Consider the following 19,828-nt stretch of genomic DNA (forward strand, 5'->3'; position numbering starts at 1 on the left):
ACACCATGAAACGAGAAGCATTCAAGATGTATCTAAAGCCCGGATGCGAGGCAGAGTACGAGAAAAGACACAGCGAAATCTGGCCCGAACTCCAGAAGCTATTATCCGATAATGGAGTGTACGACTACTCTATTTTCTGGGACAAGGAAACCAATGTTCTTTTTGCAAGCCAGAAAGTAAAAGGCGAGGAATCTTCGCAAGATATGGGCATCAACCCCATTGTACAAAAATGGTGGGCATACATGGCAGACATCATGGAAACCAATCCGGATAACTCGCCCGTTTCTATTCCACTGAAAGAAGTTTTTAGAATGGAATGACCCCCGTTATTGGCAGAAATCGCAAAAAAGGTTTATCAATATGATGAAAATTGCACTTATCTTATTAATTTTGGATATCTAAACAATATGAAGAACAGGAGAGTATGAATCTAAGACTAATAAGCTTTTTCTTCCTTTTACTATCAACCATCCATTTATTTGCTTCTATTGAAATCAGTTCCAAACAAATTACAATAGCAGATGGATTGGCCAACAATACTGTTCGGCATTTTATGCAAGATAGTAAAGGGTTTATTTGGTTAGGCACTTTCAATGGTTTGAACAGGTATGATGGCAACTCTTTTATTTCTTACTACCCATCATCAGGCAAATCTCTATCATTGGCCGAAAGAAAAGTACACTCGCTGGATGAAGATAAGAATGGATTTCTTTGGATATATTTCGCTTCCGAGCAATTTAGTTGCTACGACTTGAAAAGTGCCTGCTTTGTAGATTATACAGGCAGCGGCGAATACATGCAGAAGTACTCCAGCAAGATATACACCACCAATAATATTTGGCTATGGCACGATCAGAACGGAGCACGAAAAGTAACTTATGACAAAGAGAAGTTCAAATCGGTTACTTACCGGGTTGAAAAAGGAAACCTGCCCAGCAACAAAATCAATTTCATTACAGAAGGTACAGATGGCATTGTATGGATTGGCACAAGCAAAGGCCTGATTCGTATAGAGAATGATTCCGAGAAGCTAATTAACAACAAAGAAAACTTCCATCACCTAATTAACCACAATGGGCAGACGTACTTTTACACCAACGATCATAAAGTATTCTTATTCGACGCATCAACCTCCAAAGTTATTGAACAAACCCAACTTTCCTCTAATCCCAGCATTACCGGCAATCTGTTGCTGAAAGATAAATGGATCATATTTACCAAGGAAGGAACATTCCGTTATGACTTTTCCTCTCAAAAGCTATTGCCCGACCATACACTTTTAGGAGAAAACATTCAAGATGGAATTGTAACCATCGACAACAAAAAGAATCTATGGATCTCCAACCATACAGGTCAGGTTTGGTACATCAATACCGAAACAGAAAAAACCAAAAAGCTCCAACTGATTGCTCCGGAAAAGATGGGTTACATCGACTATGAGCGTTATCGCTTTGTTCACGACTCACGAAATATTGTTTGGATATCTACTTATGGAAATGGGTTATTTGCCTACGACCTTGAGAAAGATAAATTAAATCATTTTACAGCCGGCATGAGTGGGTTCAGCCATATCAATTCCGATTATCTGCTCTCTATTATGGAAGACCGTTCGGGAGAGATTTGGGTGAGTTGCGAGTTTGCCGGTATCTCGCGTATATCTGTTATTAATGAAGGTTCCTACCGTTATTTCCCCGAGAATCCCAACTTACTGGACCGTTCGAATACCATTCGCATGGCTGCCGTGGTTAATGATAATGAAATATGGATAGGTACCCGCCAGGGAGGATTATACAAGTACGATGCCGATTTTAACCTGATACACTCCAAAACAGATTTCCACTCTAACATTTATGCTATTGCCAAAGATGCCGAGGAAAAAACCTGGTTGGGTACCCGCGGTGATGGACTTTGTGTTGACGATAAATGGTATACGTATGATCCGTCAAACCCTTATTCTATCAGGAATAACAACATCTTCTGCTTTCTGAAAGATAGCAAACAGAGAATGTGGATAGGTACCTTTGGCGGTGGTTTAAACCTGGCACGAAAAGAGGAAGGAGAAGATAAATACAAGTTCTCTTATTTCTTCCATCAGAATTACAGTCAAAGATTTATTCGTTCCATCTGCGAAGACAATAACGGAATGGTATGGATGGGAACCAGCGAAGGTCTTTATATCTTCCAGCCGGACTCTTTGATTGCCAACTCCAACAATTATTTTCATTACAACTATGAAAGCGGAGACTTACAAGGAGGAGAAGTCAAATATTTATTTAACGACAGCAAAGGGAACATTTGGTTTACAGCCTCGGGAGCCGGATTCAGTTTCTGCCCACTACCTGAAGAGTACGATTCTTATCGCTCGCTCAACTTTAAGCATTATGGTACTAAAGACGGGCTCTGCAATGATGTTGTTCAAACCATAGCAGAAGATAAGCAAGGTAATATCTGGCTGTCTACCGAATACGGTATTTCCAAGTTTACTCAATCGGAGAATATTTTCGAGAACTATTTCTTCTCTGCCTACTCGCAAGGCAATGTTTATACAGAAAGCTCCGTTTGCCAATGCAAGAATGGGAAAATACTGTTTGGTTCTAATTACGGGTTCGTTGTTTTCGATCCTAAAACAGTGAAGAAATCTTCTATGTCGTTCCCCGTTGTCTTTACCAACATCAACGTAAACGGCATCAATATGCTTCCGGGAGATCCGGACTCTCCGCTCTCGCAATCGTTGGCATACTCCGAAGAACTTTCGCTGAAGCACAACCAGAACTCCATCGTTATTGACTTTTCATCATTCAATTATGCTGATGACGGACAAACCAAATACTCCTATAAGCTTGCCCATTATGATAAGAACTGGAGTAGCCCATCTACTCTGAGTTTTGCTACTTATAAAATGCTTCCTCCGGGAAACTACAAATTAATGGTTAAGTCGTGCAACAGTTCCGGTATATGGAATGACCATGTTTCTTCATTGAGCATCATCATCACTCCCCCATTCTACCTCACAGGTTGGGCTTTCTTACTTTATGCGCTCTTTATTATTGCAGCTTTAGTATTTACAGTTCGGATAATGCGCAACTTCAACCGGTTAAACAACAGGATTGCAGTTGAAAAACAACTCACAGAATACAAGTTGGTTTTCTTTACCAACATCTCGCATGAGTTCCGCACCCCACTAACGCTTATACAGGGAGCCATCGACCGTATCCGCCGAATCGACAGCAGCATACCTAAAGAGTTTTCTTATCCCCTGCAAACCATGGAGAAAAGCACCAGGCGTATGCTTCGGTTAATCGATCAATTGCTCGAATTTCGTAAGATGCAGAATAACAAACTGGCTCTCTCATTAGAGAAAACAGATGTGGTGGCCATGCTTTACGAAATTTTCCTAAGCTTTGAAGATATGGCCGAGTCTAAAAACATGGACTTCCAGTTTATTCCGTCTGTTACCTCTCATAAAATGTATATAGATAAAGGCAAGCTCGATAAGATGACTTATAATTTACTATCCAATGCATTCAAATATACTCCACAGGGAGGAAAAATCTGCTTATACGTACAAATAGACGAAGACCGGAACGTTTTGGAGATACAAGTAACCGATACAGGAGTCGGAATCCCCAAAGAGAAAAGAGATGAACTATTTAAAAGATTCATGCAAAGCAGCTTCTCCGGGCAAAGTGTGGGTGTAGGTCTTCATCTTACCCATGAATTGGTTCAGGTACATAAAGGAGAAATCTCCTACAAAGAAAACAAAGGCGGAGGCTCTATATTCACCGTTTCATTGCCATTAGATGAAAGTGCTTATGAAGAAAAAGACTTCCTCATTGCCAATGATCTATTAAACCAGGAAAAGCAGAGCATTCTATTAGAGAATACAAACAAACCGCTGGATATCAAACCTAATCCGCTCAATAAACAAAAGATACTTGTTATTGAAGATGATATAGATGTTCGCCAATATTTACTGGAGGAACTAAGACACTATTTCCAGGTAGAAACTGCAGATAACGGTATTGCCGGCCTCGAAAAAGCGAAAAGTACAGAGCCAGATTTAATCGTTTGTGATGTCTTAATGCCTGGTATGAATGGCTATGAAGTAACCCGCAAACTAAAAACAGAGTTTGTGACGAGCCACATTCCAGTAATTCTATTGACAGCGCTTGCGCTTCCGGAAAACCATCTGGAAGGAATTGAAAGTGGAGCGGATGCTTACTTATCGAAGCCATTTAGTATCCGCTTATTGCTGGCCCGTATTGTAAAATTATTGGAACAACGAGAGAAACTTAAAGAAAAATTCTCGGAGGAACCAGGCATTGTGCGAACAGCCATTTATGGATCTGACAGAGATAAGGAATTCGTTGATCAACTACATTCCATTTTAAGTGAGAATTTATCTAATTCACACTTCTCGGTAGATGAATTTGCCACCTTAATGGATTTAGGTCGTACGGTATTCTATAGGAAGGTGAAAGGGGTGACTGGTTATTCTCCAAACGAATATCTGCGCATCATGCGTATGAAGAAAGCAGCGGAACTTTTGTTGGTTGGTAATCTGAGCGTTTCGGAGGTTTCGTATAAGGTAGGGATTGATGATCCGTTCTATTTTAGCAAATGCTTTAAGGCACAGTTTGGGGTGGCGCCTTCGGTTTATCAGAAGGGGAAGCAGGAGTAAGAAAAGTATTAGCTCTTATACCTTATAAAGATTATCAATCCCAAAATAGCACATCCTCCAATCATAATGAGTGCTTTTTGCCATTTGCTGAATCCCCTTATCTCTTTTTTCCGGGATTCAGCTTCTATCTTAGTTTCTATCTGCGAATTGGAAATAACTTCAGTGTTTATTACATCCTCTTCACAATGATAGACACTGGATGCTTCATTAACTTCAGTATCCTTGCTAATTTTAATTTCTGTTTGTTCTATCATATGTTCATTTGCATCATACTTCAAGTGCGTAATATCTATATTCAATTTTTCGTTCGTAAGCCTTTCGATAATCTGTTCTGATAATTTAATCAGCTCCTGCTCATTCGTTAATAAGAGGTCGTTACTCTCATTTGTTTCAATATTCAATTTAGAGTCGTTAATTACTTTTTGGGGTGATTTACAACTGCAACAAAGAATAAAAACAAGTGCGATATATATGAGTAACTTCATAATCTAAATTCTTCTTTAACATTAAAACAAGGACATGCTTTATTGGCAAATTCGCTATGTCCGTGAATAGTAGCATCTGGATATTTTTTCTGCAGATTATAAACAAGCTCCTTAAGCTTACTTTTTTGCAGAACAGTACGTGTATCTTTAGGATTACCATTTGAATCTAATCCTCCAATATAGCAAATACCAATAGAGTGAGCATTTTGACCTACTGTATGCGCGCCTATTTTAGATTCGGGACTTCATTGTTGCCCTTGCTTTTTTAGCATGCAAAGGTCGGTTTATACTTACTATGGTGGCGCACTTTTCAATTGGAATACTGGCGCACTTTTCAATTAGTATCTACAGCTGAATGCTTATAATGGAAATTATCCCTGTCGCATTTTTTGTATTTTACCGTGTTTTTTACGTGTAGGACATAGCGCACAGTTTAGCGAGTTCGGCTAATGCCAAGGCCATCTATTGTCGCAAAACATATTTTATGCTAGGAAAGATACTCAAAAGCTTTTTGAGAAATTTATGCGTTGCCCGCACCGATTTAGGCATGTATGCCTAAATCGACAACGATAAAAAAACAATCTGGATGATGGAGGTGACTCTATAGGGGATGATTTAAGATCTTTCCGCTTTATATTTTCATGGTCGGAAGCGATTTAGAAAAACCTTCTTGATAGGATATTGAGAAGGCTTTTTGGATGTGCTACGAACAATTAAAATGATAATCATTGAAGACATTTACACTAAAAGTTCTCTTTCTCTTGCAAGATTAAGTTCAATCCTATGCTTGTCAGTCCTTTAAAAAGAGACAGCGAATTTTCATTCGGAAGAAATGTGCATTTATTTTCAATATATTTACTAACAGCTTCTAATTGCAGGGAAATTTTCTCCTTGGGAAAATAGAAAAAATATTGCCATAGACATTCAAAAGGTATATTTGTAGTAAAATCTAAATCACATATTTTTTCTATACTTATCATTACTTCTTTTTTTTCTTTCATTTGGCATTTAATTGCAGATAATAATTTATATAGAATATTCAAATCACATTTATCTACTTGAGCCAAAGATTTCGCATTGGATATATGAAGTAGTATTTTAAAAATAATTCTTTCTGTCCAAATTCTATATTGATCATCATGGACAAGCTCTGACAATACAAATAATGCAGAATTCACATATGCAATTGGTCGAGGTTTATCTGTTAAACATAAAAAATAAAAATCGTATTTTTTCAAAACAATATTTATGAGCATTTCGCGTTTTTCAGAATTAAGTTCATTCATCATTTTAGACTGGAGATACATTCCAAGTATTGATATTGGAATTTTAGACTGAGAATCATTTACGTATTTTTCGAATAACAAATTCTCAACATCCGATAATATCTCATCTGGATTCCCTTCTACAAATTTATTTTTTATCAAATATTGGATAGCCCAAGCAGCACCTGCAACGCCTTGATCAAAACTTATATCTAAAGTTTTATTTAAACAATCAAAAATAGAATCTAACAATTCGTCAGCAATCTCCAAATACAATTTATTCTGAGAATATCTACCATAATGATAAAAGAATAAAACAACACCCATTTTCCCCTCTAAAAGACCTATTTCCTTCATATTATATACATTCAATACTAATATGTTTGCTATTTTTTGCAGTATTTCTTTCATTTCTTATTTTTAATAACTTCTCTAAAAAAAGAGATTAATTGTGGTACATAATAATCAAAGTGAAACAATTCTCTATTTTTCCACATATTACATCCTAAATCCTCATTTTTTTTCTTATTTAAAAGTTGATTTCCTAAATCCTCATAATCGTTATAAAACAACCCAACATTCATATCCCTTACTTTTTCTTGTGTACTTACAATATGACCTGAATTATCTCGAAGAATTACAGGTAGGCCTGCTACCGCATATGTGCTCATTCTAGCTGGAATATTTAAATCATCCCATGAAGCTTGAGCAATATCTCCTTTATTCGAACTTGACAAACTATGTAACCATCCCGCATCATATTTTGAAAATTCTTGCAGCCATGCATCTGGAGGACAATGGGGGTGTAAATGGAAATGCTCAGGGGCAGCTTCTTTCATTTGATTAAAAGTTACTTGCCTTGCAGACAAGTAATTTTCATTATAAACATGTATATGAATTCCTCTTTCAATAAAAAATGTCCAAACCCTTAAATCAACACCAATTATACGTCCTGCAATTACTGTATGCACTTCTCCATCAATCTCTGACAGTTTTACTGATTGCTTTCCTGCAAATATTTCCTTCTTAGGCAAATCTCCATCTAAAATGAAAGATATTCCTTGTCCTGCTGGAATGAATTGTTCATACCATCTTTTTGCTATCTCATTTATAAATATTTTTCCATCAGAATATGTATACAAATACAATAGTTCTTTCCATAATCCACTTTTTAGACACATTGAAGGTCCTTCTTTGAAATGCCACACAAAAGGAATATTTCGAAATTTTCGTAAAACCATATATGCAAGTGGAACAGCAGTGTAGTTTAATAAACCATATATTATATCTGGTTTTATTTCTTCGATTTTCTCCTCCCATTTGTCAAATGGAATATTTGTAACATTCCCAAATGGCAAAGGTCCCACTGTATTAAAAGAATAGTTGGGTCTTTGTATCCATAATCCATATAATTTATGTCCTGCTTCCTCTAATGCATACATCCTTTCTGGATTATAAGCCAATTCTCCAACTAATAAAATTTTAAGAGATCGTCGTTCTACATCATTTACTTGTTTTTTCCTATAGTTCTCATACAACTTTTTTTCATCTATAAATTTTTCAGATGATATCCTCATTTTAATAGGATTTTCCACATTATAATATACTCTATAGTAATTCAGTCCGCCCCCTTGATCCTCGCTTATTATTTTATGCCTTTGATTAGGATGATCTGTCCAAAAGCTTGTAATTTGCTTAGTTGGAAGAAAACTTCCTTTCGTTGACAACTTTTCCCAAAACATTGCAAATAAATCCTCTGTCACCCATTCACTGCGCTCCAACCACCTATCATTTGTTTTTCTATGTAGAACTTGAATCATCTGCAAACAATACCCTTTACGTATATAATATGACTCTTTTGGTTGCAAAAAACCACTCATAGTATCCAAGGATTGGTACATAATACCAGAATAGACTAAAATAATATTATCATATTTTTTAAGTTTATCCATCATTGCCTGTAAATGATCTTTAAAAAAATAATCATCTGACGGAAGATATGCAATATATTCATATTGAGCTATATTCAAAGCTCGATTTACAGAAAATCCAAGTCCCTCATTCTTTTCATTTTCTACATATTTAATTCGCGAATCAAGCAAATAATCTTTAATATATAGTTTAGTATCATCAGTACAACCATCATTTATTATAATAAGTTCCCACTTTTCATATGTTTGATTAAATAAGCTCAAGATGGCCCTTCTTATAAAAGATGCTTGATTATATGTTGGCATTATTACTGATATTCCCGACATTTTTTTCATGTTTCTTTTGATGGAATCCAAGCTCCTAAAAAGTAGTGTACTGCATATGCTTTTCTCAAGCTGGATTCCAAATCTAAATTAATAATATTATTTCGGTATAAACGTGATTGGATAAAATCAAAAGGGCTAACAAATTCAGGAGGAATTAAATGCACTTGCGACATCTCCTCTTTTGTCAGATTTTTATATACCTTATTTATAACAAATGGCCCTGTAGTCTCAAATACAGTTTGAGCTTTATTCTCACATCTCTTACTAATGTTTTTTTCTGAAAAAACTTCTGTTATTATTTTCTTCATAAAAAAATGATTGGGAGTAGACAAGATCAAGGCATTGTTGAATGTAAAAGATTTCACTCCTGTATTCCTATAATGAGAAATAGGTTCTTGTGAAAAACAACAAGTTTTATCCAAAAGCAATGGGTCTAAAGGCTGTATAGATTCATAGTCAAAATCTACATACATCCCCCCCATCTGATTTAAAATCAAATACCTAATAGCATCCCATCTCTGAATATTATATTGGAATTTATTGTATCTTTCCCAATATTCAGGATAGTTCTCTATAATGAATTTATTCATTCGTTCGTTATCCCAAAATTCATATTTCCAATCAGGATAATCATGCTTCCAAGTTTTACTCAAAATCTCAAAATATTGAGGCAAGGGTTCTTCTACACCAGACCAAATCTGATGAATTATAAGAGGTATTTTTACATTATCTGGATTATTCATGTTTTACTGTTTTACATATCTCATCATATAAGACACTGGATTATCTTCAACATTTTTCAGAGGTTCGCTCTCTTTAATGAGAACATATCCATCAAAATGCTCTTTTAGACAAATAAACACTTCTTTTCTTCTATTACAACTATTCCTTCCCATCTGATTTAGCAATACAATACCCCTCCCTATACGCGCAGATGGGTAATAAAAATAATCCATGCCAAACTTTGTGGATACACTTTCAAAACTTTGAGGCAAAGGTTTAGGCAATGGACACACCATCGAATAATCACTTGTTTGATCGCACTCATTATCTGTATATACTCCTTCTACCACTTGGAAGCTAACTACAAAATATTTCTCTTTATACCAATCATTCAAAAAATACCCCATTGGAAACCAACCATTACCAATAATCGTTTTTTTTGCCAAATGTCCTGAATGAGCATGAAGAAGAACTTTTTCTCCATCTTTCAAAAATATTCTCATAGTATTCTTTACTCTATCTGCCATATTAAAATCACGAGTTTTTTTATCGTGATCAAAAATGACAGAATCTTCACGCGGAATATTTTTTTGTAGCATAAAAAGAAGATACTCGAAAGATTCTATGCCCAATTTTTCTTTCAGATGCACATCTGATCTTGTTTGCTTCAATAATTCGTCAAATTTCTTTCCTTTTATTAGCTCTAAATAAGAGGATGCAGCATCTTTATTTATCAAAACTGAATAATATTGATGTAGAGCAAATTGCGAAATAGGCATTTCATCAAATCCCCCAAAATGCACTTTGTGATCATGAGTCTGATTATAGGTCCTTATCCATATCAACAATTCCACAATTAATGTATAGTCATGAAAAAAACATCTTGCATCTTGCTCTATTTTGTTTATATAATCCTCAGAAGTAAAGCCCTGTGCATATAAATCATATTTTAACAACATATCAGAAGGCAATTCGAATAACACAAGTCTCACATTAGACTTTTCAATTAAACTCTTTATTAAACTATAAATAGATTGCTTTATAGTATAGCTTCCATGTGTACACTCTCCTAATGCCACTATTTGCTTTTCCACATCTTGCCCTGAAAATACCGAAAACAGAGTTTCATCATTTTCAGATAAAGGTATAATATATTCTTCCTTAAAGCTTTCATTTACCTCTTCAGCAATCTGTTTATCTATAGCAAAAACGCTTTTCTTCCCAATATCTTTCCCTGCAATTTTTATACTTATTTTATCTAGCCATATATCTTGCTCCAACTGATCATTCCCATAATAGTTTATATTTATTTCTATAGCCTTCTCGCTACTAAGTTTAAATGACAAGACGTTCTCGCTCCATTCACCATTATTTAATGATACAGAATCTTCGAATAGCACCTGTTCGCGCTGATCGAAGCCCCTAACTACCAAAAAAGCATTGCCTGAAATGTTCATCCTTGCGCGAAGAGAAACTATGCAATTTGCCTCTTTTTTATATGAAGGTAATACAACTATTTGCATTAAAGAAAATGTTGTATACATATCTGATTTAACAGACTTATATTTTTTAAGTGAAGAAGATAGCTTAAGCGGATATTTCCCATTAACTTGAATTGTACTATCTATTGATAATGAAGTGAACTTACCAAATTTCCCCGGCCACCCCCATGAGCAATTATTAAATTTACGGAATTCTAAATCATACTTTTCGGAGAATGACTGAGCTTCCATTTTCAAACATATGGAAAGACATAACAAAAGGAGTAAGGTATTTTTCATAATAATATATAATGAACTATAGAAAGGTGTAAACTCCGTACAACCTTCCTATATCATTGAAATTTTAACGAAATACGCCATAAATATTGGAATCATTCTGACTGATTGCACCATAAACTTCTCGCTGAGCATCGTAATAATGATAATAACCATCGGCTGATGCATACAAGAAATTAACAGCATGTCCCCCTATTAACATTGTTCCAGGGTATTCTTGTGAATATAGATGAGATGAAGTACTCATTCCAAATTGTTCAAATAGCCACTCTGTGTCTGAATAGGCTACTCCCATCACACCAACGTAAGCATAAGCACTTTTAGAATCCATTGACCAACCATTTTTTTCTTTAAGATAATCTGCATAAAGTTGCTGAATATCCTGAACAGAATAACCTGTAGATCCAGCAATAGCCATAAACAAACAATCACCATCAAGAATTCCTGCACTACCGCCCAAAACTTTTCTTTGCATAGATTGATCTAATGTTGAGTAATTTTTTTCAAGGAAATCAATAGACATTTTTTTTTAATTTTTTCATGCGGAAATTATTTTAAATTAAACATATAGAGCTATTTAAGCTCAAATTTTATTGTATCACAGAATTCGTTATCTCTCCATGCATTATTGAAATAATGTAATGCAAAAGCATTTTTCAGTTGGTTTTCTAAGTAGTAGCTTGTGTTACCAGCTACAATAGCACGAGATTGAAAAGAATCATATGGAGTAACTCTTTCAGAAGGAATAAGGTATACTCCTTCTTTTTCGTCTTCTCTTAAAGATTGATATAAATCAATTAGCATAAAAGGTCCCGTTGTATTCATTATACAATCTTCTTTAGGAGTAATAGGATATTTGATACTTTTTTCTGAAAAAACATATTCCAATATCTTTTTTATAAACGGATGTTCAGGGGCAGAAACCATTAATGCATTGTTAAACATTATTTCTTTATTAAAAAAAGCATATTGGTGTTCTGGCTCTAAAGCAAAACAGCAAGTTTTATCTTTAATCAATGAATCCATGGGTTGTATAGACTCATAGTCAAAATCAACATACATACCTCCAATTTTGTCTAATATTAAGTATCTAATGGCATCCCAACGTTGAATATTGTAATAAAACTCATTGTATCTTTTCCAGAATTTAGGGTAGTACTCTATTACAAATCTATTCATACGTTCATTATCCCAAAATTCATAACTCCATGTTGGATGATTATATTTCCAAGTCTCACCTAATACTTGAAAATAGGCGGGAAGTGGTTCATCAATACCCGCCCATATTTGATGAATAATTTTAGGTACTTTTTGGCTACATTCATTTTTCATATTATTAAATCAATTTCCTTAAATAATAATACTATATTATTCTTCATTACATTAATATTAATTTATAAGATACTAATTATGAGACAAAAATGTATTTGATCAAATTTTAATCGTATACTTTTTGCAAATTAAAATTAAAAATATACTATTTGCAAGAGTTTACAAATTTATTTAATTAAAAATTGTATGATCATTAAAAATTTTCCTCATGAATTTCAAATGGATGCCAAAGACTGCGGCCCTGCCTGCATCAAAATTATTGCGAAATACTATGGAAAATACTACTCATTGCAATACCTACGCGATCTGTGCGGAATCACCCGAGAAGGTGTTTCTTTGTTAGATATAAGTTATGCTGCCGACAAAATTGGCTTGCGATCTATCTCAGTAAAAGTAACAATTGATGATCTTGTCAGCAGAGTGATACTTCCCGCTATTATCCATTGGGATAACAACCATTTTATTGTCATTTACAAAGCTACCGTCAAGAAAATATATGTCTCCGATCCTGCCCGGGGATTAGTCTCTTATACTTACGAAAAATTTAAAGAGAAATGGTATAAAAACGACGAGCCTTATGGTATTTTAATGGCCTTAGAGCCAATGGCTAACTTTAAACAAATTGAAGCCCATGAAAAGATTGAGCGATTAAAAAGTTTCGAGAATCTATTAGGCTACTTTACGCCTTATAAAAAGGCTTTTGGAATTCTATTTTTCATTATGCTCATCGCTACCATTCTACAGGCCTTTTTACCTTTTATATCCAAAGCTGTTATAGATACCGGTATACGAACAAAAGATGTAAATTTCATATACATGGTACTTACAGCCAACATCGTGCTGCTGTTAAGCATAACCTTATCTAATGTACTGAGAGATTGGGTATTGCTCCATGTCACTACACGGGTTAATATCTCTCTGATTTCTGACTATCTTATCAAGCTAATGAAACTTCCGGTGTCCTTCTTTGAAAATAAGTTGGTAGGAGATATTCTGCAACGTGCTTATGACCATGAACGAATCCGGTCGTTCATTATGAACAATTCTTTAGGAATGCTATTTTCCTCTATTACCTTTGCTATTTTCAGCATCATCCTACTCATATTTAATAAGATCATCTTTTTCATTTTCATTGCCGGAAGCATAATTTATGTACTTTGGATATTCTTGTTCCTTCGGGTCAGACGTAAATTAGATTGGGAATATTTCGACTTATTATCCAAAGACCGGAGCTACTGGGTGGAAACCATTGAAAGTATCCAGGAAATAAAGATCAACAACTACGAAGATACAAAGCGATGGAAGTGGGAAGCCATTCAGGCACGGCTATACAAACTTAATGTTAAGATTTTGAATATCAACAATGCACAAATGCTTGGTTCACAATTCATTAACAACATACAGAATATGGCTGTTACCTTTTTTTGTGCCATTTCCGTTATTAATGGGGATATCACATTTGGTGTTATGATTTCCACTCAATTTATTATTGGAATGCTGAACGGACCCGTTGTCCAGTTTGTAGGATTCATTCAATCTGCCCAATATGCTAAAATCAGTTTTATGCGTATCAATGAGATTCATCAGCTTCGGGACGAAGATGATATGGTATCTATTTCTGCCAATAGCATGGAACTTCCCAACAACAAAAGCATAGTAGTTAAAAACCTTGCCTTCGCTTATTCTCCTCACGCACCTCTTGTTCTGAAAAGTATCTACTTAACCATTCCCGAAGGCAAAGTCACTGCTATTGTTGGCGATAGTGGTTGTGGTAAATCAACACTTTTGAAATTGCTTTTACGTTTATATCTTCCTTCATATGGAGAAATCTGTATTGGAGATATGAACATAAACAGTGTAAGCTTGCGCCAATGGCGAGCGAAATGCGGTAGTGTAATGCAGGAAGGAAAAATATTTAATGATACGATTCAGAATAATATTGTATTAAATGAAGAAAGAATAGATTATGAAGCACTGCAAAGAGCGACTCAAATAGCCAATATTGCCAAAGAAATAGAAGCCATGCCGCAAGGCTATCAAACAATGATTGGCGAAATGGGACGTGGACTCAGTGGCGGACAAAAACAGAGGCTTCTTATTGCCCGGGCTCTATATAAAGATCCGGATTATCTATTTTTAGACGAAGCAACTAATGCGTTAGATACCATTAATGAACAAAAAATTGTATCTTCTTTACATAATGTATTTAAAAATCGTACAGTAGTGGTTATAGCCCACCGCTTGAGTACCATTAAAAAAGCAGACCAGATTATAGTAATGAAAGATGGCATGATTACAGAAATGGGTAACCACGAAAAACTGATGAGTAATCAGCGATACTATTACGAACTAATACAAAGCCAATATGAACTGGAAACTGTTGAAATTGAAGCCTGAGGAAAAAGAAAACCAGAATCGTAGCGAAGAAGTAAGCGATATTATAGATCGCATGCCCACTTCGTTCGGGAAATGGGTAGCTTGGGCGGTAGTTATTTTTACGATTCTTCTCTTTACATTCGGATGGCTGATAAAATATCCGGATGTTGTTTCGGGGCAAATTACAATCAATTCTAATACAGCCCCCATTAAACTCCCAGCTCATACTTCCGGAAAAATAGAAATTCTAAATGTAACTTCTCAGGATAATGTGAGAGAGGGGGATTATATTGCCATTATTCAAAACTCAGCAAAAACGGAAGATATCCGGAAAGTGACAGCATTGATCAATGAATTCGATCCCAATGAATACAAAACATTTAAACAAGCATGTGCTTTATTCCCCGAGAAAGTATCACTTGGGGAACTAAACATGAAATATTATTCATTTTTGTCTTCTTTAAAAAGTATTACCGACTACGCTGATGATAACCAGTACGAGCAGCAACAGATTAGCTTATCAGAGGGAATCAAATGGCGGGAGAAAATCCTAAACGAAACACAAAACGCTTTGAATATATCCACAGAGAATTTGGAGATATCCAGAAAGTGGCTCGATAAATATTCATCGCTCAACAAAGAGTTAATTACTACCTATGAGCTTGAAATAGACAAAAGCAAAGCGGATTATTTATCTGCTAAACAGAATAATCAGAATTTGGTAAAAGAAATGGCATCCATCGAAATGCAAATCGCAGAGAGCCGGAACAGGCTGTCGCAGCTTTCGGTAGAGCGCCGGGAACAGGAAAGAAAACTCCATCTGGATTTGTTTGCGTCCTATCATGACCTGAATGATCAGCTGAAACAATGGGAACAAACCTATGTTTTAAAAGCTCCATTTGATGGACAGGTTGAATTCCTTAAGTTCTGGACGAATGGCCAATTTGTACAAGCCGGAACCGATGTGTTTTGTATTGTTCCCAAGGAGAATGTAATATTAGGGCAAGTATTACTTCCCGCCATAGGTGCAGGTAAAGTCAAAACAGGCAGCAATGTGTCAATTAAATTAGATGATTATCCTTACACAGAATTTGGTGCCATTAAAGGAATTGTCAAATCAATCTCACTTATAACGAATGAGTACGAAGTAGCACAAGGTAAGATAAATACCTACCTTGTACAGGTGGATATGCCGGATGGATTAGTTACGAACTATGGCGACGAACTGGATTTTAAATATGAAATTGGAGGGCAGGCCGATATTATTGTAAAAGACAGAAGATTGATTGAAAGACTGTTTGATAATATAAAATTCAATACTAAATAAGAAGCATAAGCAGATGAAAGTATTTAGCATCCTATTCATGTCTATCATAGGCTTTGTTCCTATCTCTCTGTATGCGCAAAACGAGAGGGAACTGGATTTGCTTCAGTGCATAGAAATAGCCTCGGATAGTTCTTTGCAAGCCTTTATCGCAGATAATTATTATAAAGCCGGTTATTGGGAATATCGCTCCTATAAGGCTGCCCGCTTGCCGGCTTTATCACTAAAGTTAACTCCGATGCAATATAACCGGAATATCATAAAACGTTACGATTATCAGGAGAATATTGATGTGTATCGAACGCAGGAGTCGCTATATTCATCGGCTGGGTTCACATTGAGTCAGAATTTTGATTTAACAGGAGGAACATTCTTTATTAATTCGGAGTTAGGCTATAGCAAAAATTTTGGAGAAAATAGTTATACACAATTCAATAGTATACCTGTTCGGGTGGGTTATTCGCAAGCGCTATTTGGTTTTAACAGTTTCAAATGGGAGTGTAAGATAGAGCCTCTTAAGTTTGAAAAAGCAAAGAAACAATTTCTATATCGTCAGCAGGAAATAGCGGAGAACACTCTACAATATTTCTTTAATTATGTACAGGCAGAAAAAGAATACAAATTGGCACTGGAAAATCTGCTTTCCACAGATTCGCTCTATAATATAGCTTTAGAAAGGCAAAAGATATCTGCTATTTCAGAAGCAGATGTGTTGACATTGAAGCTGGATAAGATTAATGCTCAGAATAGCCTCAAAACGGTAGAACTTAATATGGAGGATGCCAGATTCGCTTTTTTATCATTCCTGAATCTGGATAGTAATCAGGCATATTCGCTTAAGTTACCCGAGAATATGGATCAGGATATATTAATCTCTATAGATAATGCTTTATTATGTACCCGTGGCAATAATCCTAATTATTTAGCCTATCATCTGGAAATACTGGAAGCCGAAAGAGAGGTAGATAGAAAACGAAAGGCAATATTTGAAGCTGACCTTTCTGCCAGCATAGGTTTTAATCAGGTGGCCAATCGTTTTGTTGATGCCTATCGACGACCGTTGCAACAAGATATAGTGACGGTGAGTTTGACCATACCCATCTTGGACTGGGGAGTGAAAAGAGGACAGATAAACATGGCTAAGAGTAATCTTGAAGTAGCAAAATTCTCTGTACAACAAAAAACGCAGAACATGGAAGAGGAATTAATCTCTGCTATTCATAAATTCAATAATCAAAAGGAACAGATTATCTCTACTCAGGAAGTTTTGTCTTTAGCAAATGAAGCTTATAGAATTAATAAAAAACGATTTGTAGTAGGGAAAGCGGATATAAGTACGCTTACCCTTTCATTAAATAGATACAAGGAAGCACAAAGAAACTATATTAATTCTCTTAAATACTACTGGACTTATTACTATAAAATAAAGAAAATAACTCTTTATGATTTTCAGAAACAGGAAAATATATCTGTTTTATTTGATCATATATTAAGTAAACTCTGATCATTATAATAAATAATCATTCATGCCCAAACCCTACCACTACCTAATCGTTGGTTCCGGTCTCTTCGGCTCCGTCTTTGCCCAGCAAATACATGCGGCAGGTAAAAGCTGTTTAGTTTTAGAAAAACGTAATCATATAGGTGGCAATATCTACACAGAAAATATAGCGGATATTCAAGTACATAAATATGGTGCTCATATCATACATACTAACAATGAAGAGATATGGAATTATGTGAACTCGTTTGTGCCATTCAACAGGTATACCAACTCCCCCTTAGCTTGCTACAAGGGGAGTTTTTATAATCTACCTTTCAACATGAATACATTTAAGCAACTTTGGGGCATAACATCTCCTCAGGAAGCAAAGGTGAAACTGGAAGAACAAAGAGGGACTTATGCTCATATCGAGCCACGAAATCTGGAAGAACAAGCGCTCAAACTTTGCGGAAAAGATATTTATTATTCCTTTATAAAAGGTTATACTGAAAAACAATGGGGAAGAGAAGCTGTAAAACTACCGGCTTTTATAATAAAGAGAATCCCTTTCCGTTTTATATATGACAATAATTACTTCAATGATCAATATCAGGGCATCCCAATAGGAGGTTTTACTCTGCTGGTTGAACGCTTGTTGGAAGGGATAGAAGTAAAGTTAAATACAGATTATCTTCAGGATCGCAACAAATGGAATAAAATAGCAGATAAGATAGTATTTACCGGATGTATCGACCATTTTTTTGACTTCAGCTTAGGAAGATTAGAATATCGTAGTCTTCGATTTGAACATGAACAATTGAAGATAGATAATTATCAGGGAAATGCCGTTATAAACTATACAGAAAGGGAAGTTTCCTATACACGGATTATTGAACATAAACATTTTGAATTTGGAGAGCAACCGACCACTGTTATTACCCGAGAATATCCGGTAGATTATTTGCCAAGCAATGATCCTTATTATCCGGTGAATGATGAGAATAATACTAAATTGCTTCAACAATACCAGAAATTAGCGGCTAAACAACCAAATGTTTTATTTGGAGGCAGATTGGCTAAGTATGCTTATCTGGATATGGACGATACCATTGAGCAAGCACTGGCTTTGGCCAGACAAGAATTGGGATAACCATCGGCTACTGAGAAAAATGCAACTGCCTTCGGAGCAAAGTGTTACTTCTCATCATCTCCCCCCCGTCCAAACGAGCGATACTCCAACGGTGTAAACCCTGTATGCTTTTTAAACAAGGCAAAGAAGTGCTCGGTGGAGTTATAATTGAGTGTAAAAGAGATTTCCTTCACGGAATTAGATGTTTCTACCAGCAGTTGTTTAGCTTTGCGTAGCTTTAATTCCTGGAAATATTTGGCAGGGGCATACCCCGTGTAGTCCTTAAAAACTTTACGGAACCAGGAATAGCTGATATTTAACTTCATGGCAAGTTCTTCGGCATCAATATCTTTAAAAACGTTCTCGTTCATAATGATTTTGGCTTGCTCTATTTTCTGCCCTACATCCCCTATCTCGAAAATCTTACCCTTGGAAATAGATAAAATCAGTCCTAATATATGCAGCACAACACCCGAAAGATGCTGCTGAGCGGCAATTTTATCTGTAGCAGCAATTTCCAGCGCACGAGAGAAGAGTGATACTAAATCCTCATTCAATCCAACTTCAAGTATTTGATTTTCTTTACTCAGAAAAGAATGTTGTACCAGATTATCAATAATAGGGCCTTGAAAGCCTATATAATACTCATTCCATCCTGTTTGTCGAAGAGGTTGATACGTATGCCATTGGTCGGGGAAAAGAATCATCAAGCGGCCTTTGCAAACTTGTCTCTCGGAAGTAGAGTCTGAGGAAAATAACCCACGCCCTTTTGTGATATATACAATCTGGTATTCATGAAGCACCCTACCCTTCTGTATATTGAAGTAATAACCCGAAGGGTGATCTTTAATGGGATAAGGAGAGTTGGGCTGAATAGCCTGAAAACCTACAGTATTAACCCACAGACCGAATTTTCGATCCATGTCATTAACAATGAGGTACTTAAATTCTACGCCCAAATCATTGTAATTCTTTGCCATACGTGTGTTTCATG

At 35.6% G+C, this 19,828-nt stretch carries 15 protein-coding genes; 6 read left to right on the forward strand and 9 right to left on the reverse strand.

From position 1 onward, the window contains the following. Nucleotides 1-5 precede the first annotated feature (5 nt). Nucleotides 6-320, forward strand: coding sequence for an L-rhamnose mutarotase (gene rhaM / locus D0T60_RS02865; protein WP_163216642.1), 315 nt, complete (start codon nucleotides 6-8; stop codon nucleotides 318-320). Nucleotides 321-424: 104 nt separating this feature from the next. Continuing rightward, complete coding sequence (locus D0T60_RS02870; RefSeq protein ID WP_163216643.1) at nucleotides 425-4,681, forward strand: hybrid sensor histidine kinase/response regulator transcription factor; 4,257 nt, start codon at nucleotides 425-427, stop codon at nucleotides 4,679-4,681. Nucleotides 4,682-4,689: 8 nt separating this feature from the next. Here the strand turns inward: D0T60_RS02870 and D0T60_RS02875 are convergent, their stop codons facing one another. From D0T60_RS02875 to D0T60_RS02910, 8 genes are all read right to left on the reverse strand, one after another. Continuing rightward, entirely contained in the window at nucleotides 4,690-5,166 is a 477-nt protein-coding gene (locus D0T60_RS02875; RefSeq protein WP_163216644.1) for a hypothetical protein, read from the reverse strand. After that, entirely contained in the window at nucleotides 5,163-5,396 is a 234-nt protein-coding gene (locus D0T60_RS02880) for an N-acetylmuramoyl-L-alanine amidase (RefSeq protein ID WP_163216769.1), read from the reverse strand. Before D0T60_RS02880 ends, D0T60_RS02875 begins: the two co-directional genes overlap by 4 nt. Nucleotides 5,397-5,909: 513 nt before the next feature. Next, complete coding sequence (locus D0T60_RS02885; protein WP_163216645.1) at nucleotides 5,910-6,842, reverse strand: lanthionine synthetase LanC family protein; 933 nt, start codon at nucleotides 6,840-6,842, stop codon at nucleotides 5,910-5,912. Beyond that, complete coding sequence (locus D0T60_RS02890; protein WP_163216646.1) at nucleotides 6,839-8,698, reverse strand: glycosyltransferase; 1,860 nt, start codon at nucleotides 8,696-8,698, stop codon at nucleotides 6,839-6,841. The genes D0T60_RS02885 and D0T60_RS02890 overlap by 4 nt, the downstream gene beginning before the upstream one ends. Continuing rightward, nucleotides 8,695-9,432 carry a glycosyltransferase family 32 protein gene (locus tag D0T60_RS02895; protein WP_163216647.1) on the reverse strand — a complete coding sequence of 246 codons (738 nt, stop codon included), beginning with the start codon at nucleotides 9,430-9,432 and terminating at the stop codon, nucleotides 8,695-8,697. The genes D0T60_RS02890 and D0T60_RS02895 overlap by 4 nt, the downstream gene beginning before the upstream one ends. A gap of 3 nt (nucleotides 9,433-9,435) precedes the next feature. After that, nucleotides 9,436-11,145 (reverse strand): erythromycin esterase family protein, encoded by a 1,710-nt coding sequence (locus tag D0T60_RS02900; RefSeq protein WP_163216648.1) that lies wholly within the window; start codon nucleotides 11,143-11,145, stop codon nucleotides 9,436-9,438. Between the two features lie 112 nt (nucleotides 11,146-11,257). Beyond that, the gene (locus tag D0T60_RS02905; protein WP_163216649.1) at nucleotides 11,258-11,713 is read right to left on the reverse strand and encodes a hypothetical protein; all 456 of its coding nucleotides are present in this window, start codon (nucleotides 11,711-11,713) and stop codon (nucleotides 11,258-11,260) included. Nucleotides 11,714-11,763: 50 nt separating this feature from the next. Beyond that, entirely contained in the window at nucleotides 11,764-12,522 is a 759-nt protein-coding gene (locus D0T60_RS02910) for a glycosyltransferase family 32 protein (protein ID WP_163216650.1), read from the reverse strand. A gap of 186 nt (nucleotides 12,523-12,708) precedes the next feature. Here D0T60_RS02910 and D0T60_RS02915 point away from each other — a divergent pair, with 186 nt between their 5' ends. From D0T60_RS02915 to glf, 4 genes are read left to right on the forward strand one after another with little or no spacing between them, the layout of a single operon-like run. Then, nucleotides 12,709-14,919, forward strand: a complete 2,211-nt coding sequence (locus D0T60_RS02915; protein ID WP_163216651.1) for a peptidase domain-containing ABC transporter — start codon at nucleotides 12,709-12,711, stop codon at nucleotides 14,917-14,919. Continuing rightward, nucleotides 14,888-16,225 carry an HlyD family efflux transporter periplasmic adaptor subunit gene (locus D0T60_RS02920; RefSeq protein WP_163216652.1) on the forward strand — a complete coding sequence of 446 codons (1,338 nt, stop codon included), beginning with the start codon at nucleotides 14,888-14,890 and terminating at the stop codon, nucleotides 16,223-16,225. The genes D0T60_RS02915 and D0T60_RS02920 overlap by 32 nt, the downstream gene beginning before the upstream one ends. A 13-nt stretch (nucleotides 16,226-16,238) precedes the next feature. After that, the gene (locus tag D0T60_RS02925; RefSeq protein ID WP_163216653.1) at nucleotides 16,239-17,726 is read left to right on the forward strand and encodes a TolC family protein; all 1,488 of its coding nucleotides are present in this window, start codon (nucleotides 16,239-16,241) and stop codon (nucleotides 17,724-17,726) included. Between the two features lie 22 nt (nucleotides 17,727-17,748). Continuing rightward, nucleotides 17,749-18,855, forward strand: coding sequence for a UDP-galactopyranose mutase (gene glf / locus D0T60_RS02930; RefSeq protein WP_163216654.1), 1,107 nt, complete (start codon nucleotides 17,749-17,751; stop codon nucleotides 18,853-18,855). A 44-nt stretch (nucleotides 18,856-18,899) separates the two neighbouring features. Here the strand turns inward: glf and D0T60_RS02935 are convergent, their stop codons facing one another. Further along, on the reverse strand, nucleotides 18,900-19,814 hold the full coding sequence (locus tag D0T60_RS02935; RefSeq protein WP_163216655.1) for an AraC family transcriptional regulator: 915 nt from the start codon (nucleotides 19,812-19,814) through the stop codon (nucleotides 18,900-18,902). Nucleotides 19,815-19,828: the final 14 nt, after the last annotated feature.

This window comes from Bacteroides sp. 224 (genome assembly GCF_010500995.1).
Classification (GTDB): Bacteria; Bacteroidota; Bacteroidia; order Bacteroidales; family Bacteroidaceae; genus Bacteroides.